The 21,977-nt window shown below is 48.6% G+C and carries 18 protein-coding genes; 8 read left to right on the top strand and 10 right to left on the bottom strand.

What is annotated here, in order from left to right; translation table 11 throughout:
• Positions 1 to 244 precede the first annotated feature (244 nt).
• Positions 245 to 1,636: a phosphoglycerate transporter PgtP gene (pgtP, locus tag ACKPVM_RS14525; RefSeq protein ID WP_409310059.1), complete on the bottom strand. Its 1,392-nt coding sequence runs from the start codon at positions 1,634 to 1,636 to the stop codon at positions 245 to 247.
• A 495-nt stretch (positions 1,637 to 2,131) separates the two neighbouring features.
• Between pgtP and pgtC the strand changes: the two genes are divergently transcribed.
• The 6 genes from pgtC (at position 2,132) to ACKPVM_RS14555 (ending at position 9,292) form a co-directional block, all read left to right on the top strand.
• Entirely contained in the window at positions 2,132 to 3,385 is a 1,254-nt protein-coding gene (pgtC, locus tag ACKPVM_RS14530) for a phosphoglycerate transport regulator PgtC (RefSeq protein ID WP_409310061.1), read from the top strand.
• Positions 3,386 to 3,396: 11 nt separating this feature from the next.
• A complete protein-coding gene (gene pgtB / locus ACKPVM_RS14535; RefSeq protein ID WP_409310063.1) occupies positions 3,397 to 5,391 on the top strand; it encodes a two-component system sensor histidine kinase PgtB in 1,995 nt (664 codons plus the stop codon).
• Positions 5,381 to 6,628: a two-component system response regulator PgtA gene (gene pgtA / locus ACKPVM_RS14540; protein ID WP_409310065.1), complete on the top strand. Its 1,248-nt coding sequence runs from the start codon at positions 5,381 to 5,383 to the stop codon at positions 6,626 to 6,628. Before pgtB ends, pgtA begins: the two co-directional genes overlap by 11 nt.
• A gap of 180 nt (positions 6,629 to 6,808) precedes the next feature.
• A complete protein-coding gene (locus ACKPVM_RS14545; RefSeq protein ID WP_409310066.1) occupies positions 6,809 to 7,150 on the top strand; it encodes a zinc ribbon domain-containing protein YjdM in 342 nt (113 codons plus the stop codon).
• Between the two features lie 124 nt (positions 7,151 to 7,274).
• Positions 7,275 to 8,360 carry a lytic murein transglycosylase B gene (gene mltB / locus ACKPVM_RS14550; protein WP_409310067.1) on the top strand — a complete coding sequence of 362 codons (1,086 nt, stop codon included), beginning with the start codon at positions 7,275 to 7,277 and terminating at the stop codon, positions 8,358 to 8,360.
• Between the two features lie 206 nt (positions 8,361 to 8,566).
• Positions 8,567 to 9,292 carry a sulfite exporter TauE/SafE family protein gene (locus ACKPVM_RS14555; protein ID WP_409310069.1) on the top strand — a complete coding sequence of 242 codons (726 nt, stop codon included), beginning with the start codon at positions 8,567 to 8,569 and terminating at the stop codon, positions 9,290 to 9,292.
• Here the strand turns inward: ACKPVM_RS14555 and ACKPVM_RS14560 are convergent.
• The 6 genes from ACKPVM_RS14560 to ACKPVM_RS14585 all read right to left on the bottom strand — a co-directional run bounded on the left by ACKPVM_RS14560 (position 9,289) and on the right by ACKPVM_RS14585 (position 14,522).
• On the bottom strand, positions 9,289 to 10,188 hold the full coding sequence (locus ACKPVM_RS14560) for a LysR family transcriptional regulator (protein ID WP_409310071.1): 900 nt from the start codon (positions 10,186 to 10,188) through the stop codon (positions 9,289 to 9,291). The genes ACKPVM_RS14555 and ACKPVM_RS14560 overlap by 4 nt on opposite strands.
• Positions 10,189 to 10,250: 62 nt before the next feature.
• A complete protein-coding gene (locus tag ACKPVM_RS14565; RefSeq protein WP_409310073.1) occupies positions 10,251 to 10,958 on the bottom strand; it encodes a GGDEF domain-containing protein in 708 nt (235 codons plus the stop codon).
• Positions 10,959 to 10,963: 5 nt separating this feature from the next.
• Positions 10,964 to 11,395, bottom strand: coding sequence for a DUF1987 domain-containing protein (locus ACKPVM_RS14570; protein WP_409310075.1), 432 nt, complete (start codon positions 11,393 to 11,395; stop codon positions 10,964 to 10,966).
• 1 nt (position 11,396) lies between these two features.
• The gene (locus ACKPVM_RS14575; RefSeq protein WP_409310077.1) at positions 11,397 to 11,966 is read right to left on the bottom strand and encodes a SiaB family protein kinase; all 570 of its coding nucleotides are present in this window, start codon (positions 11,964 to 11,966) and stop codon (positions 11,397 to 11,399) included.
• A 17-nt stretch (positions 11,967 to 11,983) separates the two neighbouring features.
• Positions 11,984 to 13,219 carry a SpoIIE family protein phosphatase gene (locus ACKPVM_RS14580; protein ID WP_409310079.1) on the bottom strand — a complete coding sequence of 412 codons (1,236 nt, stop codon included), beginning with the start codon at positions 13,217 to 13,219 and terminating at the stop codon, positions 11,984 to 11,986.
• Positions 13,220 to 13,310: 91 nt separating this feature from the next.
• Entirely contained in the window at positions 13,311 to 14,522 is a 1,212-nt protein-coding gene (locus ACKPVM_RS14585; RefSeq protein ID WP_409310081.1) for an alpha/beta fold hydrolase, read from the bottom strand.
• Positions 14,523 to 14,774: 252 nt separating this feature from the next.
• On the opposite strand from ACKPVM_RS14585, the gene ACKPVM_RS14590 reads away from it, so the two are divergent.
• On the top strand, positions 14,775 to 15,506 hold the full coding sequence (locus ACKPVM_RS14590) for an FCD domain-containing protein (RefSeq protein WP_409310083.1): 732 nt from the start codon (positions 14,775 to 14,777) through the stop codon (positions 15,504 to 15,506).
• 92 nt (positions 15,507 to 15,598) lie between these two features.
• Here the strand turns inward: ACKPVM_RS14590 and ACKPVM_RS14595 are convergent, their stop codons facing one another.
• Positions 15,599 to 17,107: a mannitol dehydrogenase family protein gene (locus tag ACKPVM_RS14595; RefSeq protein ID WP_409310201.1), complete on the bottom strand. Its 1,509-nt coding sequence runs from the start codon at positions 17,105 to 17,107 to the stop codon at positions 15,599 to 15,601.
• A gap of 322 nt (positions 17,108 to 17,429) precedes the next feature.
• On the opposite strand from ACKPVM_RS14595, the gene uxuA reads away from it, so the two are divergent.
• Positions 17,430 to 18,626 (top strand): mannonate dehydratase, encoded by a 1,197-nt coding sequence (gene uxuA, locus ACKPVM_RS14600; protein WP_409310084.1) that lies wholly within the window; start codon positions 17,430 to 17,432, stop codon positions 18,624 to 18,626.
• Positions 18,627 to 18,698: 72 nt separating this feature from the next.
• On the opposite strand, the gene ilvD is transcribed toward uxuA, so the two are convergent.
• Together ilvD and ACKPVM_RS14610 are read right to left on the bottom strand one after the other, a co-directional pair.
• Positions 18,699 to 20,354 (bottom strand): dihydroxy-acid dehydratase, encoded by a 1,656-nt coding sequence (gene ilvD / locus ACKPVM_RS14605; protein ID WP_409310086.1) that lies wholly within the window; start codon positions 20,352 to 20,354, stop codon positions 18,699 to 18,701.
• A 193-nt stretch (positions 20,355 to 20,547) separates the two neighbouring features.
• The gene (locus ACKPVM_RS14610) at positions 20,548 to 21,897 is read right to left on the bottom strand and encodes a gluconate:H+ symporter (protein WP_409310088.1); all 1,350 of its coding nucleotides are present in this window, start codon (positions 21,895 to 21,897) and stop codon (positions 20,548 to 20,550) included.
• Between the last annotated feature and the right edge of the window lie 80 nt (positions 21,898 to 21,977).

Here is a 21,977-nt window from a genome sequence, read left to right on the forward strand (position 1 = left end):
GAATGAAATTGAAAATTACTGTTGTTATGTTGTTTAGGTAATGTTTATTCAAATCGATAAAGGGTGTAATCTTGTTTAGGGAAGGTTTATTTTTTTAAAAGATATAGTTTCGGTGGTTATTATCGATAATATATAACTAAAGATTAAATATCATTTAAAAGTGTTTCTATTATTTTACCGAGCCAGATATTGAAAATGCCAGCATGCTGGCATTTCCTTTTTCTAACGTGTTGATGCTGAATTATTATTGTGCGTCTGCCAGTGTCAGAGCGTTTTCTTCTTGCTGGCTTTTCTTACGCTGCTGTTCCAGTTCTAGCGCTCCGCGATGAGAGAGATAGCAGAACAGAATGCAGCAGACAATCCCACCCATCAGCAGATAAAAACCGCCATGCCAGCCCATCTTATCCACCATCACGCCAAACAGACTCGTGCCCAGCGACGCGCCAAAGATGTAACTCATAAAGCCGCGTAAACCAACGGCTGAACCTACGGCGAAACTGGGCACAATTTCCATCGTTTGTACGGAAGCCAGAAACTGCGGAACATAAATCAGGCAACCAACGATTGCCGCGAAAATGGTGACCATCAGCAGGGATTCGCTTTTCCAGTAACCGATCAGGCAGACAAAGACCAGCGCCATGCAAATCATGGCGAGTGGCATCCGGCGTCCTTTGAACAGTTTGTCAGAAAGCCAGCCCGCTAGCAGGGTGGAGGGGATTGCCGCCCATTCGAAAAAGAGGAAAGCGACGCTCATCTGTTCCTTGGAAAAGTGCTTAACGGTTAACAGATAGATAGGCAACCAGCTAATCATACCGAAGCGCACCATATAGACGAACACATCGACCAGTGAAACATACCAGGCATTTTTGTTACGTAGCACATAGGTACAGAAGATCTGAAACGCGCTCATATTTTCCGGCGCTTCAGCGGCGTGTTTGGCTTTCAATACCACTTTTTCTTCCGGCATCATCTCGTCGAGTGACGGTAGGCCTTCTTCTCGTGGAGAACCTTTACCGAGCGCCAGCACGATTAATGCAAAAATCACCGCCACGCAGGCCGGGACAATGTAGCTGGCGCTTTGCCAGTGCTCGCTACCGAGGATAGCAAACGCGGCCCCTACTATCGGGGCAACAACACCACCGCCAACGTTATGGGAAATATTCCAGAACGCGCCGACACGTCCGCGCTCCCGGCGAGGGAACCAATTGGCGATAGTAATAAAAGACGGACCTACACCCATCCCCTGAAATAGACCATTGAGGATGACCAGCGTGACAAAAATCCAGAATGCGGTGCTGAACCCCAGCCCAATGTTGACGATGGCACACAGCACCAGACCACAGGCCATAAAGACTTTAGGACTGGCTTTATCCGCCAGACTGCTCATGACGCCTTTACTGATCCCGTAGGCAATGAGCATACAGCTACTGAGCAACCCGATCTGCGTAGCGCTGAGATCTAACTGCTCTTTCAGATAAGGGGTGGATAATGTGAAGTTATTACGCACGATGTAGTACGCCAGATAACCGAGAAAGACACTAAGCAGCGCCTGTATGCGATATCGACCATAAGTTGCCTGAATTTGTTGTGCAGGAACTTTATTTACCGATTTCCCTGTTTTTAATATTGATAACATGCCATCACCTGTATTTTATATTGGTATGAACATCAGAAGTATTCGGCACGAAGAGTGAAATAAGCCGAGTTGAAAATCAAACGGCTGAAATGTGTTACTTTTGACACAATATAATGAATTGGATTGATGTTTTTGACCCATTTTGAATGAGTGATGCGTGAGGTAATTAATTTTTCCTGATTTTATCCTTGGCTTGTGCGGATATTAACAAATTCTATCTTCATTATTTGGTAATCTTTATTGCTATTTTCGGATGTGCGGGCAGATATTTCTGTAACAGTCTCTTTCTGTCAGTTAATTAAAATCATTCGAGTAGCGTGACAAACCGTGAGCGTTTTGACCAACGCTCTGGGGTGTCCCTTTAGGGCGAGGCGCAGACATGAACTGAGTATTGCCAACGCACAAGCAATTTGAAGTGTGACGGGGATAAATGGGTAAGTTTTGTCTCAACGCTATTTTTGCGACAAATGAATATTTATGAGTAGGATCACAAACATGTTTCTTCGCCGGGGCGGAATTCTTAGTAAAACGTTCTCTTTACTGCTGTTGGCTGCATCGTTCCGGCCTTGTGCAGCACAAAGCAATGAACTAGTGATGGCCACGACGTTTTCACCCAGTGCCACGGCATGGATTATCCAGCGCTGGCAGACAGAGCCAGGGTCGGTGATGATTCGTACGCTCAACCGTACCAGCGCCTCACTGGAACAGTTGCTTGAGACGGCGAATGCGGAAAACGTCGATCTGATACTCACTTCGTCCCCGATGTTACTTCAACATCTTCAGGAACATCAGAAACTGGCGCCTTTTGACGGCGCGCCGTCGGTGAGCCAACGTCTGGTGCCAGAATCCATCCGTTCAACCTCTGTCGCCGTGGCGATATCCGGTTTTGGCTTGCTGATCAACCGCTCTGCGCTGGCAGCAAGACATCTTCCACAACCAACGGATTGGGATGATCTGACTCAGCCCAGATATCAGGGGGCGCTATTGATGAGCAGCCCATCACGCTCAGATACCAACCATTTAATGGTGGAGTCGCTGCTACAGCAAAAAGGCTGGAAGCAAGGATGGGAAACGCTATTGGCGAGTGCGGGAAACCTCGTGACAATTTCATCACGCAGTTTTGGCGTGGCGGATAAGATTAAAAGCGGACTGGGCGTGGCAGGTCCGGTGATTGATAACTATGCCAATTTGTTACTGAACGATCCTCATCTGGTCTTTACCTATTTCCCACAGTCAGCTGTATCACCCACCTATGTGGCGATACTGAAAAACAGCCCGCGTGCCAGCGAGGCGCGTCGTTTTATTCGTTATCTGCTGAGTCAGGAGGGGCAACGGATCCTCGCCGACGCCAATACGGGGAAATATCCAGTGACGCCGCTGGCGGTCGATCATCCGCGAGCGGCACAACAGGCGGTTCTGATGAATCAATCGCCGTTAAATTATCGTCTGATCCTGAAGAGGCAACGTCTGGTGCAGCGGATGTTCGATACCGCGATCAGCTTTCGTCTTGCCCAGTTGAAGGATGCCTGGCGTGCGTTGCATAGCGCAGAGGCTCGACTGAAACGTCCTTTACCCGAGATTCGCGCGCTCTTAACTCGCGTACCGGTTGCTCCGGCAAGCAGTGAAGATGAAGCCTGGCTGGCGCAGTTTGATAATAAAAGCTTTGCGGAACAGCAGATGATGGAGTGGCAACTCTGGTTCCTCAACAATCAACGTCAGGCGATCAATAAACTGGAAGAGTTGAAATGAAGGGCGGGTCAATGTTGCAGCGTCTGCGGCAAATTAGCATTAGCAGCAGTCTGCGAGGGGCCTTTTTAATGGGAGCGCTGCTGACGCTGATTGTCAGCAGCGTGAGTCTCTACTCGTGGTATGAACAAAGCTCACAGATACGCTATTCGCTGGATGAATATTTCCCCCGCATCCATTCTGCTTTTTTGATTGAAGGGAATCTCAATCTGGTGGTGGATCAACTGAATGAGTTTTCGCTGGCACCAAACACGACAGTGCGGCTACAGCTTCGCAAGCAAATTATCCAGCATCTGGATAAGATCGAACGTCTCAGTCAGGGATTATCGCCATTAGAACGCCAGCAATCGATGGTGATTCTCCAGGACAGTCGTGCGCTGTTGTCGGAACTGGATCGTGTGCTCTATAACCTCTTTCTGGTGCGCGAAAATGTGAGTGAGTTGTCGGCTCGTATTGACTGGCTGCATGATGATTTCACTACCGAGCTCAATTCTCTGGTACAGGATTTTACCTGGCAGCAAGGGGCACTGTTGGATCAGATTGAATCCCGGCAAGGTGATACGGCGCAATATCTGAAACGTTCCCGTGAAGTACAGAGCGAGCAGCAGCAGGTTTACACGCTCGCTCGCATTGAGAATCAAATCGTTGACGATTTTCGCGACAGACTGAATGAATTGAAGTCTGGTAATGATGACGGCATGTTGCTTGAGACGCATATCCGTTACCTTGAAAATCTGAAGAAAACGGCGGATGAAAATATCCGTGAGCTGGATAACTGGCCGAGCACGATCACCCTGCGACAAACCATTGATGAGCTGTTGGATATGGGGATGATGAACAATAAGATGCCGGACACCATGCGTGATTATGTCGCCGCGCAACAAGCATTAGTGGATGCCAACCGCACCAAGGAAGTGACGCTGGGGCGGTTCAGAACGTTGCTTGAGGCGCAACTTGGCAGCAGCCACCAACAAATGCAGATGTTTAATCAGCGTATGGAACAGATTGTTCGCGTCAGCGGTGGGTTAATTCTGGTGGCGACGTTGTTGGCTTTGTTGCTGGCGTGGGGGTTAAACCATTATTTTATCCGCTCACGGTTGGTGAAGCGCTTTACCGTGCTGAATCAGGCCGTGGTACAGATTGGTTTAGGCCGAATGGATGCCAATATCCCGGTTTATGGACAGGATGAACTGGGGCGGATAGCCGATCTGCTTCGCCATACTTTGGAGCAGATTAATGAGCAAAAGCAACAGCTTGAACAGGAGATCGCCGAACGTAAAGCGGTTGAGGCCGATCTGCGGGCCATGCAGGATGAGTTGATTCAGACGGCAAAGCTGGCGGTAGTGGGGCAGACGATGACGACGCTGGCACATGAGATCAATCAGCCGCTGAATGCGCTGTCGATGTATCTGTTTACCGCAGGACGAGCCATCAAACAGGGCCAGCCTGAACAGGCGAGAACGACCTTAACCAAAGCGGAAGGGCTGATTAACCGTATTGATGCCATTATCCGCTCGCTGCGTCAGTTTACTCGTCGTGCCGAATTGGAAACGCCGCTGCATCCGGTTGATTTGCGCCAGACATTGATGGCTGCGTGGGAGTTGCTGGCTATGCGCCATAAACCCCAGCAGAGCACACTATTGCTGCCTGACGAAACCATTTGGGTCAGCGGTGATGAAGTGCGGATCCAGCAGGTGCTGGTTAACGTGCTGGCGAACGCACTTGATGCCAAACCTCATGCGGCAAAAATAGGGGTGAGCTGGCAAATTCAGGGCGGCATATTGTGCGTATTGATCGCTGACAACGGCCCCGGATGGCCGGTGGCTTTGCTCCCATCACTGTTGAAGCCATTTACGACCAGTAAAGATGTCGGACTTGGCATTGGTCTTTCAATTTGCGTTTCGCTGATGACGCAAATTGGCGGGGAATTACGCCTGGCATCAACGTTGACGCGAAATGCTTGCGTGGTGCTGCAATTCAATTTAGTGGATGTGAAAGATGTTGAGTAATGAATGTTCGATTCTGCTGATTGATGACGATGCAGATGTGCTTGATGCCTATACACAGTTGCTTGAGCAAGCGGGATACCGCGTCTGTGTGTGCAATAACCCCTTTGATGCCAGAGAGTGGGTAAAGAAGGACTGGCCCGGTATCGTGCTGAGCGATGTTTGCATGCCGGGTTGTTCCGGTATCGATCTGATGACGCTGTTTCATCAGGATGACGACCAACTGCCGATTTTACTCATTACCGGACATGGCGACGTGCCAATGGCGGTGGAGGCAGTGAAGAAAGGTGCCTGGGATTTCTTACAAAAGCCCGTAGACCCTGGAAAATTACTCTCTCTGGTTGAGATGGCGCTGCGCCAGAGACAATCGGTGATTGCGCGTCGCCAATATTGCCAGCAGACATTGCAGATTGAACTGATCGGGCACAGCGAATGGACTCATCAGTATCGTCAGCGCCTACAGCAACTGGCTGAAACGGATATCGCCGTCTGGTTTTATGGTGAACCCGGCACCGGGCGCATGATGGGCGCGCGTTATTTGCACCAGTTCGGGCGTAACGCGGACGGTCCTTTTATTTACCGCGAGCTGACGCTCGATAACGCTCAAAAACTGAATGAATTTATCACCCTGGCGCAGGGCGGGACGTTAGTATTAAGCCATCTCGAAAAGCTAACCCGCGAACAGCACCATCACCTGGTTCAGTTGCAGAGTCTGGATCGACGCCCATTTCGTTTAATTGGCATTGGCAACGCTTCGCTAGTGGAATTGGCAGCCACCAATCAGATAGTGGCAGAGCTTTATTACTGCTTCGCCATGACCCAAATCGCCTGTCAGCCTTTGTCTCAGCGGCCTGATGATATCGAGCCGCTGTTCCATCACTATTTGCATAAAGCCTGTCAGCGGTTGAACCATCCGGTTCCGGAAGTTAAGAATGATGTGCTGAAGGGGATAATGCGTCGGGTGTGGCCGAATAATGTCCGTGAACTGGCGAATGCGGCGGAGCTTTTTGCCGTTGGTGTGTTGCCGCTAGCGGAAACGGCGAATCCGCAGATGTATGTCGGTGAATCAACCCCGCTCGATCAGCGGGTAGACGAGGTGGAACGGCAAATTATTACGGAAGCGCTCAATATCCATCAAGGGCGTATCAATGAAGTGGCCGAGTACTTGCAAATCCCGCGTAAAAAACTCTACCTCAGAATGAAGAAGTATGGCCTGAGTAAAGAGCACTACAAATTTTAATGGTAACAGTGATTTTCTCCGGCTTGGGTATAGGTGTTTGGCTACCGGTGAACCGGATTAAAAATGTCATAAAACCCACATCACTATTAAAAAGGATGATAAAAAGGTAAAATAGTGACTATATGGTTATTACATTATGATTTTTATTGTTTTTATCATGATTTTTTCAGGAGTTTACTGATGCAGGCATTACCGAATTGTCCCAAATGCAGTTCCGAATACACCTGGCAGGAAGGCGAATTGCTTAACTGCCCTGAATGTGGTCACGAATGGGCTATCGGCGGCGATGAAACGGCTCAGGAAGAAGGGCTGATAGTCAAAGATGCTAACGGTAATTTGTTGGCTGATGGCGATACCGTTACGGTGATTAAGGATCTGAAAGTAAAGGGCAGTTCCTCCTCACTGAAAATAGGAACCCGAGTGAAAGGTATTCGTTTGGTTGAAGGCGACCATAACATTGACTGCAAAATTGATGGTTTTGGCGCGATGAAGCTGAAATCTGAATTTGTGAAGAAAAGCTGATAAAGGCGTTTCTGACGTCAATTTGAACATGGCGCATCAATAAACGCATATTCCGGTTTTTTCACGTTAGGCAATGTTTTACCATTGCCGTTATTCTTTTCTTACTTGGTTATACGGATATCTGATGCGTCATTTGGCGACTTTTTTTCCACTGCTTGTCTTGCTTTCCGCTTGTGGCAGTAAGCCGACGCCCCCGCCTGAAGTATCACAGAATCCTGCTGTCACTAGCGGTGGTTTTTTGCTTGAACCCGCACATGCGGGCCACTTGCAAGAGGGCGATTTTGCTTTTAATCCAGAGACGGCACGCTTTGTTGATAAAATGGTGAAAACGCACGGTTTTGACCGTCAGCAATTACATGATGTGCTGGCTCAGGCCAAGCGTCTTGACTGGGTTATTCGCTTGATGGATAAACAAGCTCCTGCGCCAGCGACAACGTTGCCTCGTCCGCCATCCCTGCCTAATGGCGCCTGGACGCGCTACCGTAATCAATTTATTACCCCTGATAATGTCCAAAATGGTGTGGTTTTCTGGAACCAATACCAGGATGCGTTGCAACGAGCCTGGGAAACCTATGGTGTACCTCCCGAAATTATTGTCGGCATCATTGGTGTAGAAACCCGCTGGGGCAGAGTGATGGGGAAAACCCGCATCATTGATGCGCTGGCGACGTTATCTTTTAGCTATCCGCGCCGTGCTGAATATTTTACGGGTGAATTGGAAACCTTTTTGTTGATGGCTCGCGCCGAAGGTAACGATCCGCTGAGCCTACGCGGTTCGTATGCGGGGGCGATGGGGTACGGTCAGTTCATGCCGTCTTCGTTCAAAGACTACGCCGTGGATTTTGACGGAAATGGTCATGTAAACCTGTGGGATCCGGTTGATGCTATTGGCAGCGTTGCGCATTATTTCAAGATGCACGGCTGGACCAAAGGGGGATTGGTCGCGGTTCCTGCCAGTGGGCAAGCGCCTGGGCTGGAGAACGGTTTCAAAACACGCTATTCCATTTCCACGTTACAGGCTGCGGGGTTAACTCCCCAAAGTACGCTAGGTGGGTATGAAGAAGCCAGTTTGTTACGCCTTGATGTAGGCAGCGGATACCAATACTGGTATGGATTGCCTAACTTTTATGTCATCACTCGCTATAACCACAGTACACACTATGCGATGGCCGTGTGGCAGTTGGGGGAAGCGGTGGGACGAGCCCGATAGGGTATTGATGAAAGAAATGCGTTTCTGTTCAAGATAACAGGAATAGAAAACCTCTTGCTACCAGACTGCCGCGTCCAGCGGCAGTCTTTCTCTCCGGTGAACACAACGGCTCTGCCTTAGCCTGACTCAGGGAAATCCAGATCGACACGCCATGATAATAACTTGAATATCATCATATTGTTATGCATGACATTCAGGATAACGACGTGACGACCATCATTATTGTTTTTTTGCTGGCGGGTATGGTTAAAGGAATCATTGGTCTTGGGCTACCGACCATTGCGATGGGCTTATTGACGCTAACCATGCCTGCCTCAGCGGCGGCCAGCGTCTTAATCATTCCTTCGTTAATTACCAACATTTGGCAACTTATCTGCGGCCCTGCCTTTTTTATGCTGGTGAAGCGTTTCTGGACGCTATTTGTGGGCATTATTGTTGGCACGCTCTGGGGAGGACTGCCGTCGCTGACGTCTTCGTCGTCCTGGACAGGTATGGCATTGGGATTGATTTTAGCGATTTATGGCATCTGGGGGCTTTTGGCAAAACGATTACCCCAGCCAGGTGGGCATGAAATGTGGCTATCGCCACTCGTTGGCTACATAACCGGTGCGATTACTGCGGCGACCGGTGTGTTTGTCATCCCTGCGGTCCCTTATCTGCAATGTCTGGGGTTAAGTAAAAATGATTTAGTGCAGTCGTTGGGATTGGCGTTTACCGTTTCTACGGTTGGGCTGGCCGTACAGCTGGCGCAAGGTATCGGGCTGGCGGGTATCGATCTTGGGTTATCCTTTTTCGCATTGATTCCTGCCATTCTGGGGATGGTGATTGGTCAACGTGTACGGCATCTCATTAGCGAGATGGCTTTTCGGCGTGGATTTTTTATCGGCTTGATTGCACTGGGCGGATATATGTTTATCGGGGCGAGCGTTTAATCACCGGGCTCGGATGACGAGGTAATAAACTCGACGAATGCCTGACAATAGCCGGGAAGGGTCGAAAATTCACGAGCACAAATAACCAGATTTCTTTTAGCCCATGTGTCGGACAGGCTGAGGCAACGGACGTTGAGCGACGTCATCAGGCGTAAGGCGGCATGTTTTGGCAAGATACCTATCCCGATCCCGCTGTGGATGACTTGAATCATTGCATCGAAACTGGCTAATCGAACACGGTAGTTCAGGCGTTTTCCCAACTGTCTGGCGTGTTCATCAATGTGTTCCTGTAATGCTGAATGGCTATTCAATCCAATAAATTCAGCCTCAGTGAGCGTTTCAAACGCCACGATGTCATGATTTCCCCAGTGGCTTCCGAGTGGCACGACGACCACTAACTCATCCTGACGAAACGGTCTGGTTTCCAGACCGTTTAACGCGATAGAATCCGCGACGATACCTATATCGGCCATTTGGTTTTTAATGGCGGTAACAATATCGCGGCTGGGTTTTTCATTAACGTCGATCGATATCATCGGGTGTGCGTTCAGGTATGTTCCTACTAGTGCTGGCAGGTATTCACTCAGGGCAGACGCGTTACAGAGTAGTGGAATGTGGCCGCGTAGTCCTTTGCCATATTGATGTAATTCGCTACGCATCAGCTCGATTTGATGCAGGATCACATGGGCATGATGAGCCAACGAAAATCCGGCTTCCGTTAGCGTTACGCCGTTTTTTGCACGCAATAATAACGGGACGCCGAGTTCGTCTTCCATGCCACGGATACGCTCACTGGCCGATTGCAGTGTCAGGTGGGAGGCAGAGGCACCGCCTGTGATACTGCCAGCTTTCTGGACATTTAAAAATAAACGCAGATCGGTGGGATCAAATCGCATGGTCGTGAGCTCGCCGTCGTGTGGTGAATCCTATTATGATGGATCACGTTATGGCATGAGCGCTAATGATATTCAACCCGGTTTCGACCTTGGCTCTTTGCTCGATATAACGCGATATCCGCTGCGCCGTAGAGTGTATCGAAGTCGGTATTCGCCGGAGCCCAACTCACACCAAAGCTTGCGGTAACCTGTTGTTGAGATAAAACGGCCAGCGGTGTTTTATTGAGATCACGATGAATGTTGTTGGCGGTGATCACCGCCTGCTGCAACGTGACGTCATCCAGCAGGATAGTAAATTCTTCCCCACCGACTCTGCCGATGCTACCCGTATCTTTTAACACGTTTTGTACCCGCAACATCAGTTCGCAGATGACGCGGTCACCCTTAGGATGACCATAGGCGTCATTAATGCGTTTGAAATTATCAATATCCAGCACGATTAATGCTGCCTGACGATGTGCCAATGTCTGATTGATGCGTTCGATAATGGCACCGCGATTATAGACGTTGGTCAGCGGGTCGTGTGTCGCTTTGTATTCCAACTCGGTAGCCAGTTTGTGTAATTGGTTATTCAGCTGATTTAATTCTTTTTCGGCGCGGTCGCTGCGGGAAATTAAGCGGTGGGATTCTCTGACGAGCCGTTGGTAATGTTCGGTGAGCGCCAACAGCGAATCCCGATAAACGTCTGCGGGCATATTCTGTTGATTAGCCACGTTGCGTGCGGCAAGCAAGATGTCATATTCCGGTGTAAATAGCTCAAAGGTGCTCATGGTTTTTACTCCAGAATTTGGTTGTGGAAGGTGAGTGCCGGAAAGTCAATGTGTAGTTCTTCACCGAATTCTGCGGCGATATCGTCATCCATGTCGTAATACCAATACAGGGTTACGGAAAGTCCCTGCTCAGCCGCTTGATTCAAGACGTTGAACAGGCTGAATAACATTTTGGTGCTGGAGCTATTGAAATAAACCAACGAGACATGTATCTCAATGTTTATCGGATGAGAATGGTTAGCGGTGTGTTTTTCTGTGAGCAACAGACTGAGATAAGTTTCGGTGTGTGCAATCAGGGGACGATAAAATGCAGCCGCATTTTCGGGATAAGATTCCCCCGATAAAGAAAGGCAGTGGATATCAAAGTTGAAATCTACGACCGGGGTGCAGGGGGTGCCTGCGATATGGAGATTATCCATGGTGGTTATATTTGTCATTTCAAATAATCGCCTTCAGATAAAACGTAGACAGTCCCGTTGATGAATCCGCTCGAAAGGTGAACTGAAGTGGCTCACTGGCATCGCGTGCGACAGTCAATAACCCGATATCGGCGCCTTTGCTCCAGGACGGCGTTTCGTCGCGTAGGGAAGCTTTATAGGCGAGCCTGATCTCATCAATTGTCATACAACGCAGGGGTTCGAGCCGTACACGTAGTTTTTCAATATCGTCAGGGTGGACCTGATTAGCGGAGAGTAAGAAATATTTTCCATTCTCGTAACCGATACAGACAGAACCGTGGCGTACTTCATTTGCTTGACCAATAACGGTCGCTTGATCAACAACGGTTAAATTAGTAGCAGAATAGCGGGTAATGTTCTGCCCCATTTCAATAAAGGCTGAGAAGAGTTTCCGACGAATACCTGCGGGAACCTGCTTTCTCTCAAGCTGTAATCGCACTGTCTCCGCTAATGAGCTGATAATGCTTTGTGAAAAATACCCTACATAATATAGGGTTATATCTTGTCGACATGTCGCGTCGAATAACTCGGCGTATTTAGTCTCTTGCATGATTTCGCTTTACCTGATTATGCGAATGTCGACGAATAGCGGAACCCCCAAAAGGTCAGATCGTCTCTTCTTACCTGATGGCCTTGGTATCTCTGATGTTCTTGTAACAACTGATTGGCAAGTGTTTGCATGGGGAGCGAGCGATGGCGCTGTATGCATTCCTGTAAACGGCGCTTACCGAACATGATGCGTCGTTCACCGCCGATTTGATCCGTCAGCCCGTCGGTAGCGGTAAAGACGAGATCTCCATCGTTGAGTTTGATCTGGTGATTTTGCCACTCATACTGGTATGGCGTATCGGTATAGCCGACTCCCATCCGGTCTGTATCGAGTACGCTAAGTTGCCCGGTATGCGGTGCGATGACAAAAGCCACCATATGAGCATTGGCCCAGGTGAGCGTATTTTGGGTGACATCGCAAAATAGCACGATCGCATCGCACCCATCGTTGGATGACGAGGTCAGATGGGCTTCATCCCGCTGTCCCAGCGTATCTTTGATGTGCTGATTGATTGCCTGTAGGAGTCGTGCCGGGGTTTCAGGGCCGTGCTGGGTTAATGCCTGTTCTAACGCAGAGGATAAAATCAACGTCATAAAGGCACCGGGAACGCCGTGCCCGGTACAGTCCGCGATAACCGCGAGCCAGCCATGCTGATAGGTTTTGAAATAGTAACAATCGCCGCCAACACAATCGCGAGGTTCCCATGTCAGACACCAGTCTGCGAGCGATTGAGACATTGCCTGTCGTGAGGTCGTCAGCATCGCTTCCTGGATGACGCGGGCATATTCAATGCTTTGCATAATTTGCTGGTGTTGCTGCTCATGCATGGCAGACACCGCTTTGATTAGATCAATCCCTAAACCGATGCCGATATAGCGGCCATTCTGAGTGATGATAAAGCCATCCGTCAGTGACTTATCTCCAGTCATGACCGTTTGGTCTGCCACGTTGTTCAGCGATGCAGCGGCATCAATGATCAATGGATTTTTATCCATAAACGCGATGCAGCTTTTTTTATCGTAGAGTTCACGATAAAAGGGACGAGACATTTGCGACATGAAAATGTGACGATTAATCAGTCCGAAAGGGCGACCATTTTCTACAACGGGCAGGCTGACTAATTCTTTGTTTTTGCCGAAAAGTTGTAATACGGTGGCATTATCGGTATCTGGCGATACGTCTGGTGTCGAAACACAAAGATCCTGCGCCGTGGGCCGAGCCCAGATGCTTGGTTGAACGCATGAAGCAGCCATGACTGTCGTGGGTCTCTTGAATGGCAGATTATTCTGGCGATAACATAGACGATGTTAATGACCGAATGATGACACGGCATGCAGTAATGGGTTAGTTATCGGCTAACACATTGTTCATGACCTGGGTTTGCCAGTCGAAATAGGGGTTGAACGTCAGGCGTATGTGGGTTTTATCTTTCTCCTGATAGCCCCAATCTGAATACCACAGCGCATTCCTGTCCTGACACTGCTGTGGGGTGGCATTGGCCTGCCCATTGGCGCAAATGACCACTGCACCGGCTGGTCCATAGGCTTTATTTTCCGGCGAAAACAGGATCGACATGTGCGAAAACTGACTGATACGCCATTCGGGCAGGCGATCGCGGCGAACGAGGACGCGTGAGGAGTAAGCCGGGATCGGCGGATTGCCATACCAAATGAGCCGACTGCGTGAGTGCGTGAATTTTTTGTCGAATAGTTCGAAGAGATAAGCGCTGTCCAGCACTGAGTCATGTTCGGTTAACACCATCAATACCGGTTTATCGTAGGTTTTATCCGCTAACTGTGTCCGAACCGCACGGCTGGAATAATAGAACTGTGCGAACCCATTGGTCGGAACCACCATATAGCGCGTGGCTAATTGTTCGGGGTAGCCGGGGCGAGGTTTTAATAGCCAATCGGTGAAAACTGACAGCAGCGGCGTCAGAAAATCGTATTTTTCGTTGGATTTGAATGCGGGGGAAAAGAGCACCAGTCCTTTGATTTCTGGATGCCGCAATGCGTACTCCAGCACCAGATTACCACCGGTTGAGAACCCTCCCAGATAAACATCATTCACTTCTTTACTGAGAATCGCAGACTGCTCCGCGACGACACTACGCCAATCATCAACGGTGATGTGCAACATGTCAGCCGGTCGAGTGCCGTGACCAGGCAACAGGACCGTTCTGACCAGAAAACCTTGGGCGGCCAGTCTGGGCATAATATCGGAGAAGGAACCAGGAGAATCCCCCAGCCCATGAACCAACAAGATCCCTTTGGTTGGCGAGCCGGTTGGACGCATTTCCTGTGGTGTATTCCAGACTAATTCCATCTTTTTATCATTTGTCTGGAAGGTTCGATGCTGTGTGACCCAGCGGGTGGTTTCCTGCTGGTAACTCGCAAATGAGGATTGTCCGAGCGGGGTGATATTCCGTTCTTTCCCACTGCACGCGGCGATCAATAGCAGACAAAGCGCGACGATGAGATGGAGAATAAGGTTGGCTACCTTGCTTGGGATCGTCGGTGGAAAAAACGATGCTGCCATTGATGAACGTTGTAACATCCGTCGTTGTTATCCTTTTCGCTAAAGCTAACGGGATTGGGCGATTTGCAGTATAAAAACCATTCATGCTTTCTGTACAGTCCGTTATCTGAATGTGTTGCCAGTAGCGGAATTTGCTATTCACTGAATGCTTTCCATGGACGATGGTTCCTGGCTTCGTGTTATACTCAATACCAATTTGGAGACTAATTGGCTTTTTGGTCAGGCCAATTTTACATTGTGATAACGGCCTGATGATAAGGACAGGATGGTATGCGGTTATATCAGCAAATTGGCGGCAATATCCGGGCCGAAATACTGGAAAAGAAATATCAGATTGGCGATCGTCTGCCTCCTGAGCGGGATATTGCCGAGGCCTTCAATGTCAGTCGTAGCGTGGTTCGTGAAGCATTAATTATGCTGGAACTGGAAAAACTGGTGGAAGTGCGTAAAGGCTCCGGCGTTTATGTCATGCAGATCCCTGAAGCCGCAGAAAAAAGCAGTGCCGCAGATAGTGGATACGGTCCGTTCGAATTGATGCAGGCCCGCCAATTGCTGGAAAGTGAGGTTGCCGCTTTTGCCGCCATGCAGGCGACAAAAGGCGATATCATCAAAATGCGTCAGGCCATTGAACAAGAAAAAATTTCTCTGGAAAACGGCAGTGTAGATGAAAGCGCGGACGAACAGTTTCATTGTCTGTTGGCGCAATCCACACAAAATAGCGTACTGGCCAATATGGTGTATGAGGTGTGGCAGGCGCGTAAACTCAGTCCGATGTGGCAGGGGATTCACTCACATACCCATGATTTTAGCTATCAACGCCAGTGGCTTGACGATCATGAAATGATCCTGCGGGCGGTTTCGCGACGCGACGCTAAGATGGCGCGTCAGGCGATGTGGCAGCATCTGGAAAACGTGAAGGATAAGCTGCTGGAAATCTCAAACGTGGATGATCCTGCATTCGATGGTTATTTATTTGAGTCGATACCGCGTATGGAGTCATGAGTGGCTCTGAATCCTACGTAATCCATTCGTCGTCCCCATTATCGGGCATTAAGTACCTGATAATGGGGAGATCTCGCAGAGAAAAACTAGCGTTAAAACAGTTCTGCTACCGCAGCTTTGGCACCACGTGTTTGAAGCGTTTGGTAAGCCTTGATTAATTGCGCCACAAACGCATCATTGTGTGGCAAATCTTCCCCGAATACGGCGGTTAGCGCCAATAGCCCACGGACGCGGGGCTCGCCATCTTCCGTCGCACTGACAATCGCCTGAAGTTGTTCCACCATTGGGTCACGCACGTCAATCGGTTGACCGGCGTCATCCGTGCCGCCGATATAGCGCATCCACCCCGCAACCCCTAACAACAAATGCGGGTAATGACTGCCGTTGGCGATATGCCAACGAATGGAATCCAACATACGCTGTGGCAATTTCTGCGTGCCATCCATGGCAATTTGCCAGGTACGATGTTTCAGCGATGGGTTTTCATAACGGGTAATCAACTGGTTGGCATAGTCGGCCAGATCAACACCGGTCACGCGTAGCGTTGGTGCCTGCTCTTTTAACATCAACTGATGCGCGGCCCGGCGGTAATTATCGTCTGTCATACAATCGTTAATATGCTGATAGCCCGCCAGATAGCCGAGGTAGGCAAGGAAAGAATGACTACCGTTCAGCATACGCAGTTTCATTTCTTCAAAAGGAAGAACATCGCTAACGAGTTGTGCCCCAACGTGTTCCCAGTCTGGGCGACCTGCGACGAAATTGTCTTCTACGACCCATTGAATAAAGGGTTCGCAGGCAATGCCGCAAGGATCATTCACGCCGAGCGCGTTGGATATTTCCTGCAATGTTTCAGATGTTGCGGCAGGCACAATGCGGTCGACCATGGTATTCGGGAATGTTGCCTGTGTCGCAATCCAATCAGCCAGATCGGGTGAACGCCATTGAGCCAGTTCAAGTACGGCATTTTTCAGTACGTGCCCATTTTCCGGCATATTATCGCAGGAAAGCAGTGTGAACGGCGGCAGGCCGCGTTCGCGACGAACTCGTAATGCTTCTACCAGCACACCCGGTGCGGATGATGGTGCTTCCGGCATTTCCAGATCCATTTTGATCAGTGGATTTTCCCGATCCAGTTTTCCGGTGCTGCGGTCGATGCAGTAACCTTTTTCCGTCACGGTCAGCGAGACGATTGCCACCTGTGGCTCGGCCAATTTTTCTATGACAGCGGTAATACCTTCCAGTCGAGCATGCAGAGATTCATTGATCGACCCAATAATGATTGCCTGATGGTTATTTGCTCCCTTTTCCAGCACGGTATAGCGGTGTGCCTGTTGGCGCAGGCTGCTAAACAGATTTTCATTACCGAACAAGCTCAATTCACAGATGCCCCAGTCGCCACCTTGTTGATTGAGTACGCGATCGGTAAACAGAGCCTGATGTGCGCGATGGAAGGCACCAAAACCGATATGCACGATGCGGCTTTTCAACACTTTCCGGTCATAATGCGGCTGCGGTATGGTGGCTGGTAATGCATGGTTGGCAATATTAGGCGCCTCGTTTGACTGGGCTTCAGCGCTGCGTAGAGTGGAAAGTGGCATCTTTTCGGTAATAGCGGTTTTCATACGGATCCTCTGAGTATCTTTCCCTGCTCGAACAAGCGTTGTTCAATCTGGAAATGTCAAGGTTAAGTTATCAGACCAAAGGTGTGCTTTTGACAAAAAACAGACAGATAAGGTCTGGTTCAGGACAGATAATGGGATTTAATGTAAGGCTTATACGGAAAAAATAAAATTTGTTTGTCCAAAATTCATTGTTTTTGTGAAATTGATCAACCAATTTTGCATTTCGTTTGACACGATTAACTGATGATGTAGGCTTGGTTTATCTTTTTAAGACTAAGCGAGTGAGAAGGTACTTGGTATGGAACAAACCTGGCGTTGGTACGGCCCAAAAGATCCGGTGTCACTTGATGATATTCGGCAGGCTGGGGCGACTGGAGTGGTGACGGCGCTCCACCATATTCCTAATGGTGTTGTGTGGTCCATTGAAGAAATTGAAAAACGAAAAGCGGAATTAAAAGCCAAGGGACTGGTGTGGTCAGTTGTGGAAAGTGTACCGGTACACGAAGAGATCAAGACGCAGACGGGCGACTATAAGACCCATATCGCCCATTACCAGCAGTCGCTACGTAATCTGGCTCAGTGTGGTATTGATACCGTCTGTTATAACTTTATGCCTGTGCTGGACTGGACGAGAACCGATCTGGAGTATGTGCTGCCGGATGGTTCCAAAGCGTTGCGCTTCGATCAGATTGCCTTTGCTGCTTTTGAGTTGCATATCCTGAAACGCGTTGGTGCCGATCGGGATTATACGGCAGAAGAGCAAACGCAGGCGGCTGCCTATTTCAACGCCATGAGCGCTGATGATATTGCCCGCCTGACGGCGAACATTATTGCCGGTCTGCCAGGTTCGGAAGAGGGTTATACGCTGGAACAATTCCATGAGCGTCTGGCGGAATATGATGGTATTGATCATGCAAAATTGCGTGAGCATTTGGGATATTTTCTACAGCAAATCGTTCCGGTTGCCGAAGAAGTCGGCATTCGATTGGCGATCCACCCAGACGATCCACCGCGTCCGATCCTTGGCCTGCCGCGTGTGGTGTCTACCATTGATGATATGCACTGGCTTAAGCAGACAGTAGATAGCATCAATAATGGTTTTACCATGTGTACGGGATCGTATGGCGTGCGAGCAGATAATGATCTGGTTCGGATGATTGAAACGTTTGGCGATCGTATTCATTTCACCCACTTGCGTGCGACCTGTCGGGAACAAAATCCGAAAACTTTCCATGAGGGTGCGCATCTGCAAGGGGATGTGGATATGGTTGCGGTGATCAAAGCGATTCTGACTGAAGAGTTGCGTCGCCAGCACGCGGGGGATTTACGCCCTATTCCGGTACGTCCTGATCACGGTCATCAGATGTTGGATGATTTGAAGAAAAAAACCAATCCAGGTTATTCGGCTATCGGTCGTCTGAAAGGGTTGGCAGAAATTCGCGGTGTCGAATTGGCGCTGAAACGCACGTTGTTTCCTGAATTGAAACAGGGATGATGCGCAAATAACAGGCCATGCTTTTGCATGGCCTCATCATAATAGAAATAAGGTTGTTGTACTTAATCTGGTTTATTCCGTATATGCCCCTTGCATTGCAGAAACGGCGCGGCTGGCATAGCGTTTAAGTACGCCTTTCAACTCCTGAGCTTCAGATTTCCATTCCAGACGACGTCGTACGTATTCGCTTTCAATTTGTGCCGCATCGGCGTGGGGGATATTGTGCACGCCTGTGACATCAAGTTTTCTGTTGGGAATATCGATCATAATCGTGTCGCCGGTTTGAATGAGCGCGATTGGCCCCCCGTCAGCGGCTTCTGGCGAAATGTGACCGACGCATGGTCCACGAGTTGCGCCAGAGAACCGTCCGTCTGTAATAATGGCGACGGAACCATTTAATTCTTCGTTCTCAATTATCGCTTCCGAAGTGACGTGCATCTCAGGCATCCCCGTACCTTTCGGGCCTTCGTAACGAATAACGATAATGGATCCTGGTGCCACTTCGCCTGCGGTGACGGCATTAAGTGCCGTCTGTTCACTATTGAACACGACGGCTGGCCCTGTGAGTGTTCTCATTTTTTCCGGTACGGCAGAATATTTAATGACAGCCCCTAATGGAGCAATATTGCCTTTAAGTACAGCAATTGAGCCATATGCATGCACATCTGCCGGTTTTCTGATAACGAGTTCAGGATTGACGTTATAGCTTTTTAAATGCGCATGACACCGGTTGAAAAATCCTTCCGAATGCAATGTTTCCAGATTGTCTCCAAGACTTCGCCCGCTCACGGTGAGAACATCAAGATCGAGCTGTTCGCGAAGCAGCCACTGGATCATAGGAACCCCGCCAGCCAACCAGAAGAGCTCAGCCGGATATCTTCCGCTAGGGTAAACATTTGCCAGCAGTTTCACCTGAGAACCAATGCGGTCAAATAACTCTGGGTCTAATGTTTTGCCCAGTTCATGTGCGATAGCTGGGAGGTGGATCAAGGCGTTTGTGCTACCTGATATTGCCGCATGCACTTTGATGGCATTGATAAAGGCGGACTCTGTCAGAATTTTCGATGGCGTGATATTGAGTTTGGCCAACTTGATAATCTGTTTGCCACATGAGCGAGCCATACGACGAATTTCATTCATCGTTGCTGGCATTAACGCGGCACCTGGCAATGTGAGTCCCAGTGATTCAGCCATGCACTGCATGGTGCTGGCGGTTCCCATAAATTGGCAGGCCCCACAGGATGGACACCCAGTCAGTTTATAAGAGCGTCCTTCTCCCGGTGAATCGATCCCTTTTTTAATTCTTGCCGAGACAACGCCCGCTTTACCTGCGGTGCTTAAATCCGGGCCGGGCCGCATGGTTCCGCCTGGTACTAAAATGGTTGGAATATCCATGCGTGCGGCGATTTTTAAATGCGCAGGAACTGATTTATCACAACTGGATAATAAGACCATTCCATCCCACGGTAGTACGGACGCATGGATTTCGACGAGATCGGCAATGATTTCTCTGGAGGGTAAACAATACCTCATCCCAACCGTACCAGCAGACCAGCCATCGCAGATGTCCGTGGCATGGAACTGTGCGCCAACGCCGCCGGATTCAATGATGCCTTTGCACGCATCATTACTTAACGTATCCAAATGATAACTTCCGGGGTGGCTGTCGCCCTGAACATCATCAACCAATATTTGAGGTTTATCGGTATCTTCCTCATCCCAATGCATTCCCATTCTTAAAGCATCGATCTGAGCCTAGGCATTACGTTCTGGTTTACAGCGTTGAAAGTCACTCATTGTTATTTCCTCATAAATTATTTTTATACCCGTCATACTTCAAGTTATCTGTGTGTTGACAAATAGGGTTCCCGACGTATTTGTCCTGAAATTTGAGTTATTTAAGGTGTCGTTAATAATGAAGTTAAATAATTGTATTTAGAATCAGTACGCCAATTAATCCACTGATTGATATCCCACAACATAACGTTGTCCATATTCCAAAGTTTTCTTTAATACTTAAGCCAAAATACTCTTTAAACATCCAGAATCCGGCATCGTTGACATGAGAAGCAAATAGACTGCCTGCACCCGTTGCTAATGTAACCAGGGCCAGATTGGTATCCGGATTTTGTTGAAGCATAGGAATAACCAGCCCGGCAGTTGAAATGGCGGCAACGGTTGAAGAGCCAAGGGAAAGTCGCAAAAGGGCGGCGACGCCCCATGCAAATATCAGTGGTGAGGCATCAACGCCGGAAAATAGACTGGAAATATATTGACCTACGCCACCGTCAATTAATACTTGTTTAAACGCGCCCCCACCACCGATAATTAATAACATCATGCCAATATTAGAAATTGATATAGAGCATGATTTCATCAATTCTGTCATGGTTTTTTTTCTGTATAGTCCCATCGTGAATAATGCAAACAGGAGTGAAATTACCATGGCGACGGAAGCATCGCCTAATAGTTTAATCACCCTGAAGAATGCACTGTCTGAAAGGGAAAATCTTGTCTGAAGCATTAAAATTATTGTTGCCATAAACATAATGAGCACGGGTAGCATTGCTGTCAGTACGCTGATTTTAAATCCTGGCATTTCATGATCTTCAAATTGGCGCTGTTCACCAAGCGATTCAATATTACCCGTCCGCATATATAATGAAGGTGCAACGCGTTTAGCAAAATTATTATAAATCGGCCCAAAGATGATAATGGTCGGAATGGAGATGAGTATACCGTAAACCAGAACGGTACCGATATCTGCGCCGTATTCTCCTGCAATAACCGTTGGGCCAGGGTGGGGCGGTAAAAAAGCATGTGCTGTAGACAGTGCGGCGCACATGGGAACACCTAAATAAAGAATAGAGATATTCATCTGCCGTGCCATCGTGAATACGATAGGGATCAGTAGAACCAGACCTACTTCATAGAATAAAGCGATACCTACCACAAACGCTGCAATGACGACTGCCCACTGAATTTTATCTTTTCCGAATACCCCAATCAGCGTTATCGCGATTTTTTGTGCGCCACCGGAATCGGAAATTACCTTCCCAAGCATGGCACCTAAACCAAATATTAAAGCAATGTGACCTAGAGTGCCGCCAAGACCGGCCTCAATTGATTTAATTATTTTACTAAGAGGCATTCCCAGTGCTAGCGCGACAAAAAATGAAACAATGATTAACGATACAAATGTGTTTAGTTTTAATTTCATAATCAAAACTAATAGGAGTGCTATCCCTAGAATAACAATAATGAGTGGCATGGTTTTATTCTCTTTTTAGTATTTAGTAAGGTTGACGGTTGAAGAGATTTATTTACCTAATGATGTTCATTCTTTTTATT

It is taken from the genome of Pectobacterium hainanensis, from assembly GCF_046237015.1.
Taxonomy (GTDB): domain Bacteria; phylum Pseudomonadota; class Gammaproteobacteria; order Enterobacterales; family Enterobacteriaceae; genus JBJYIN01.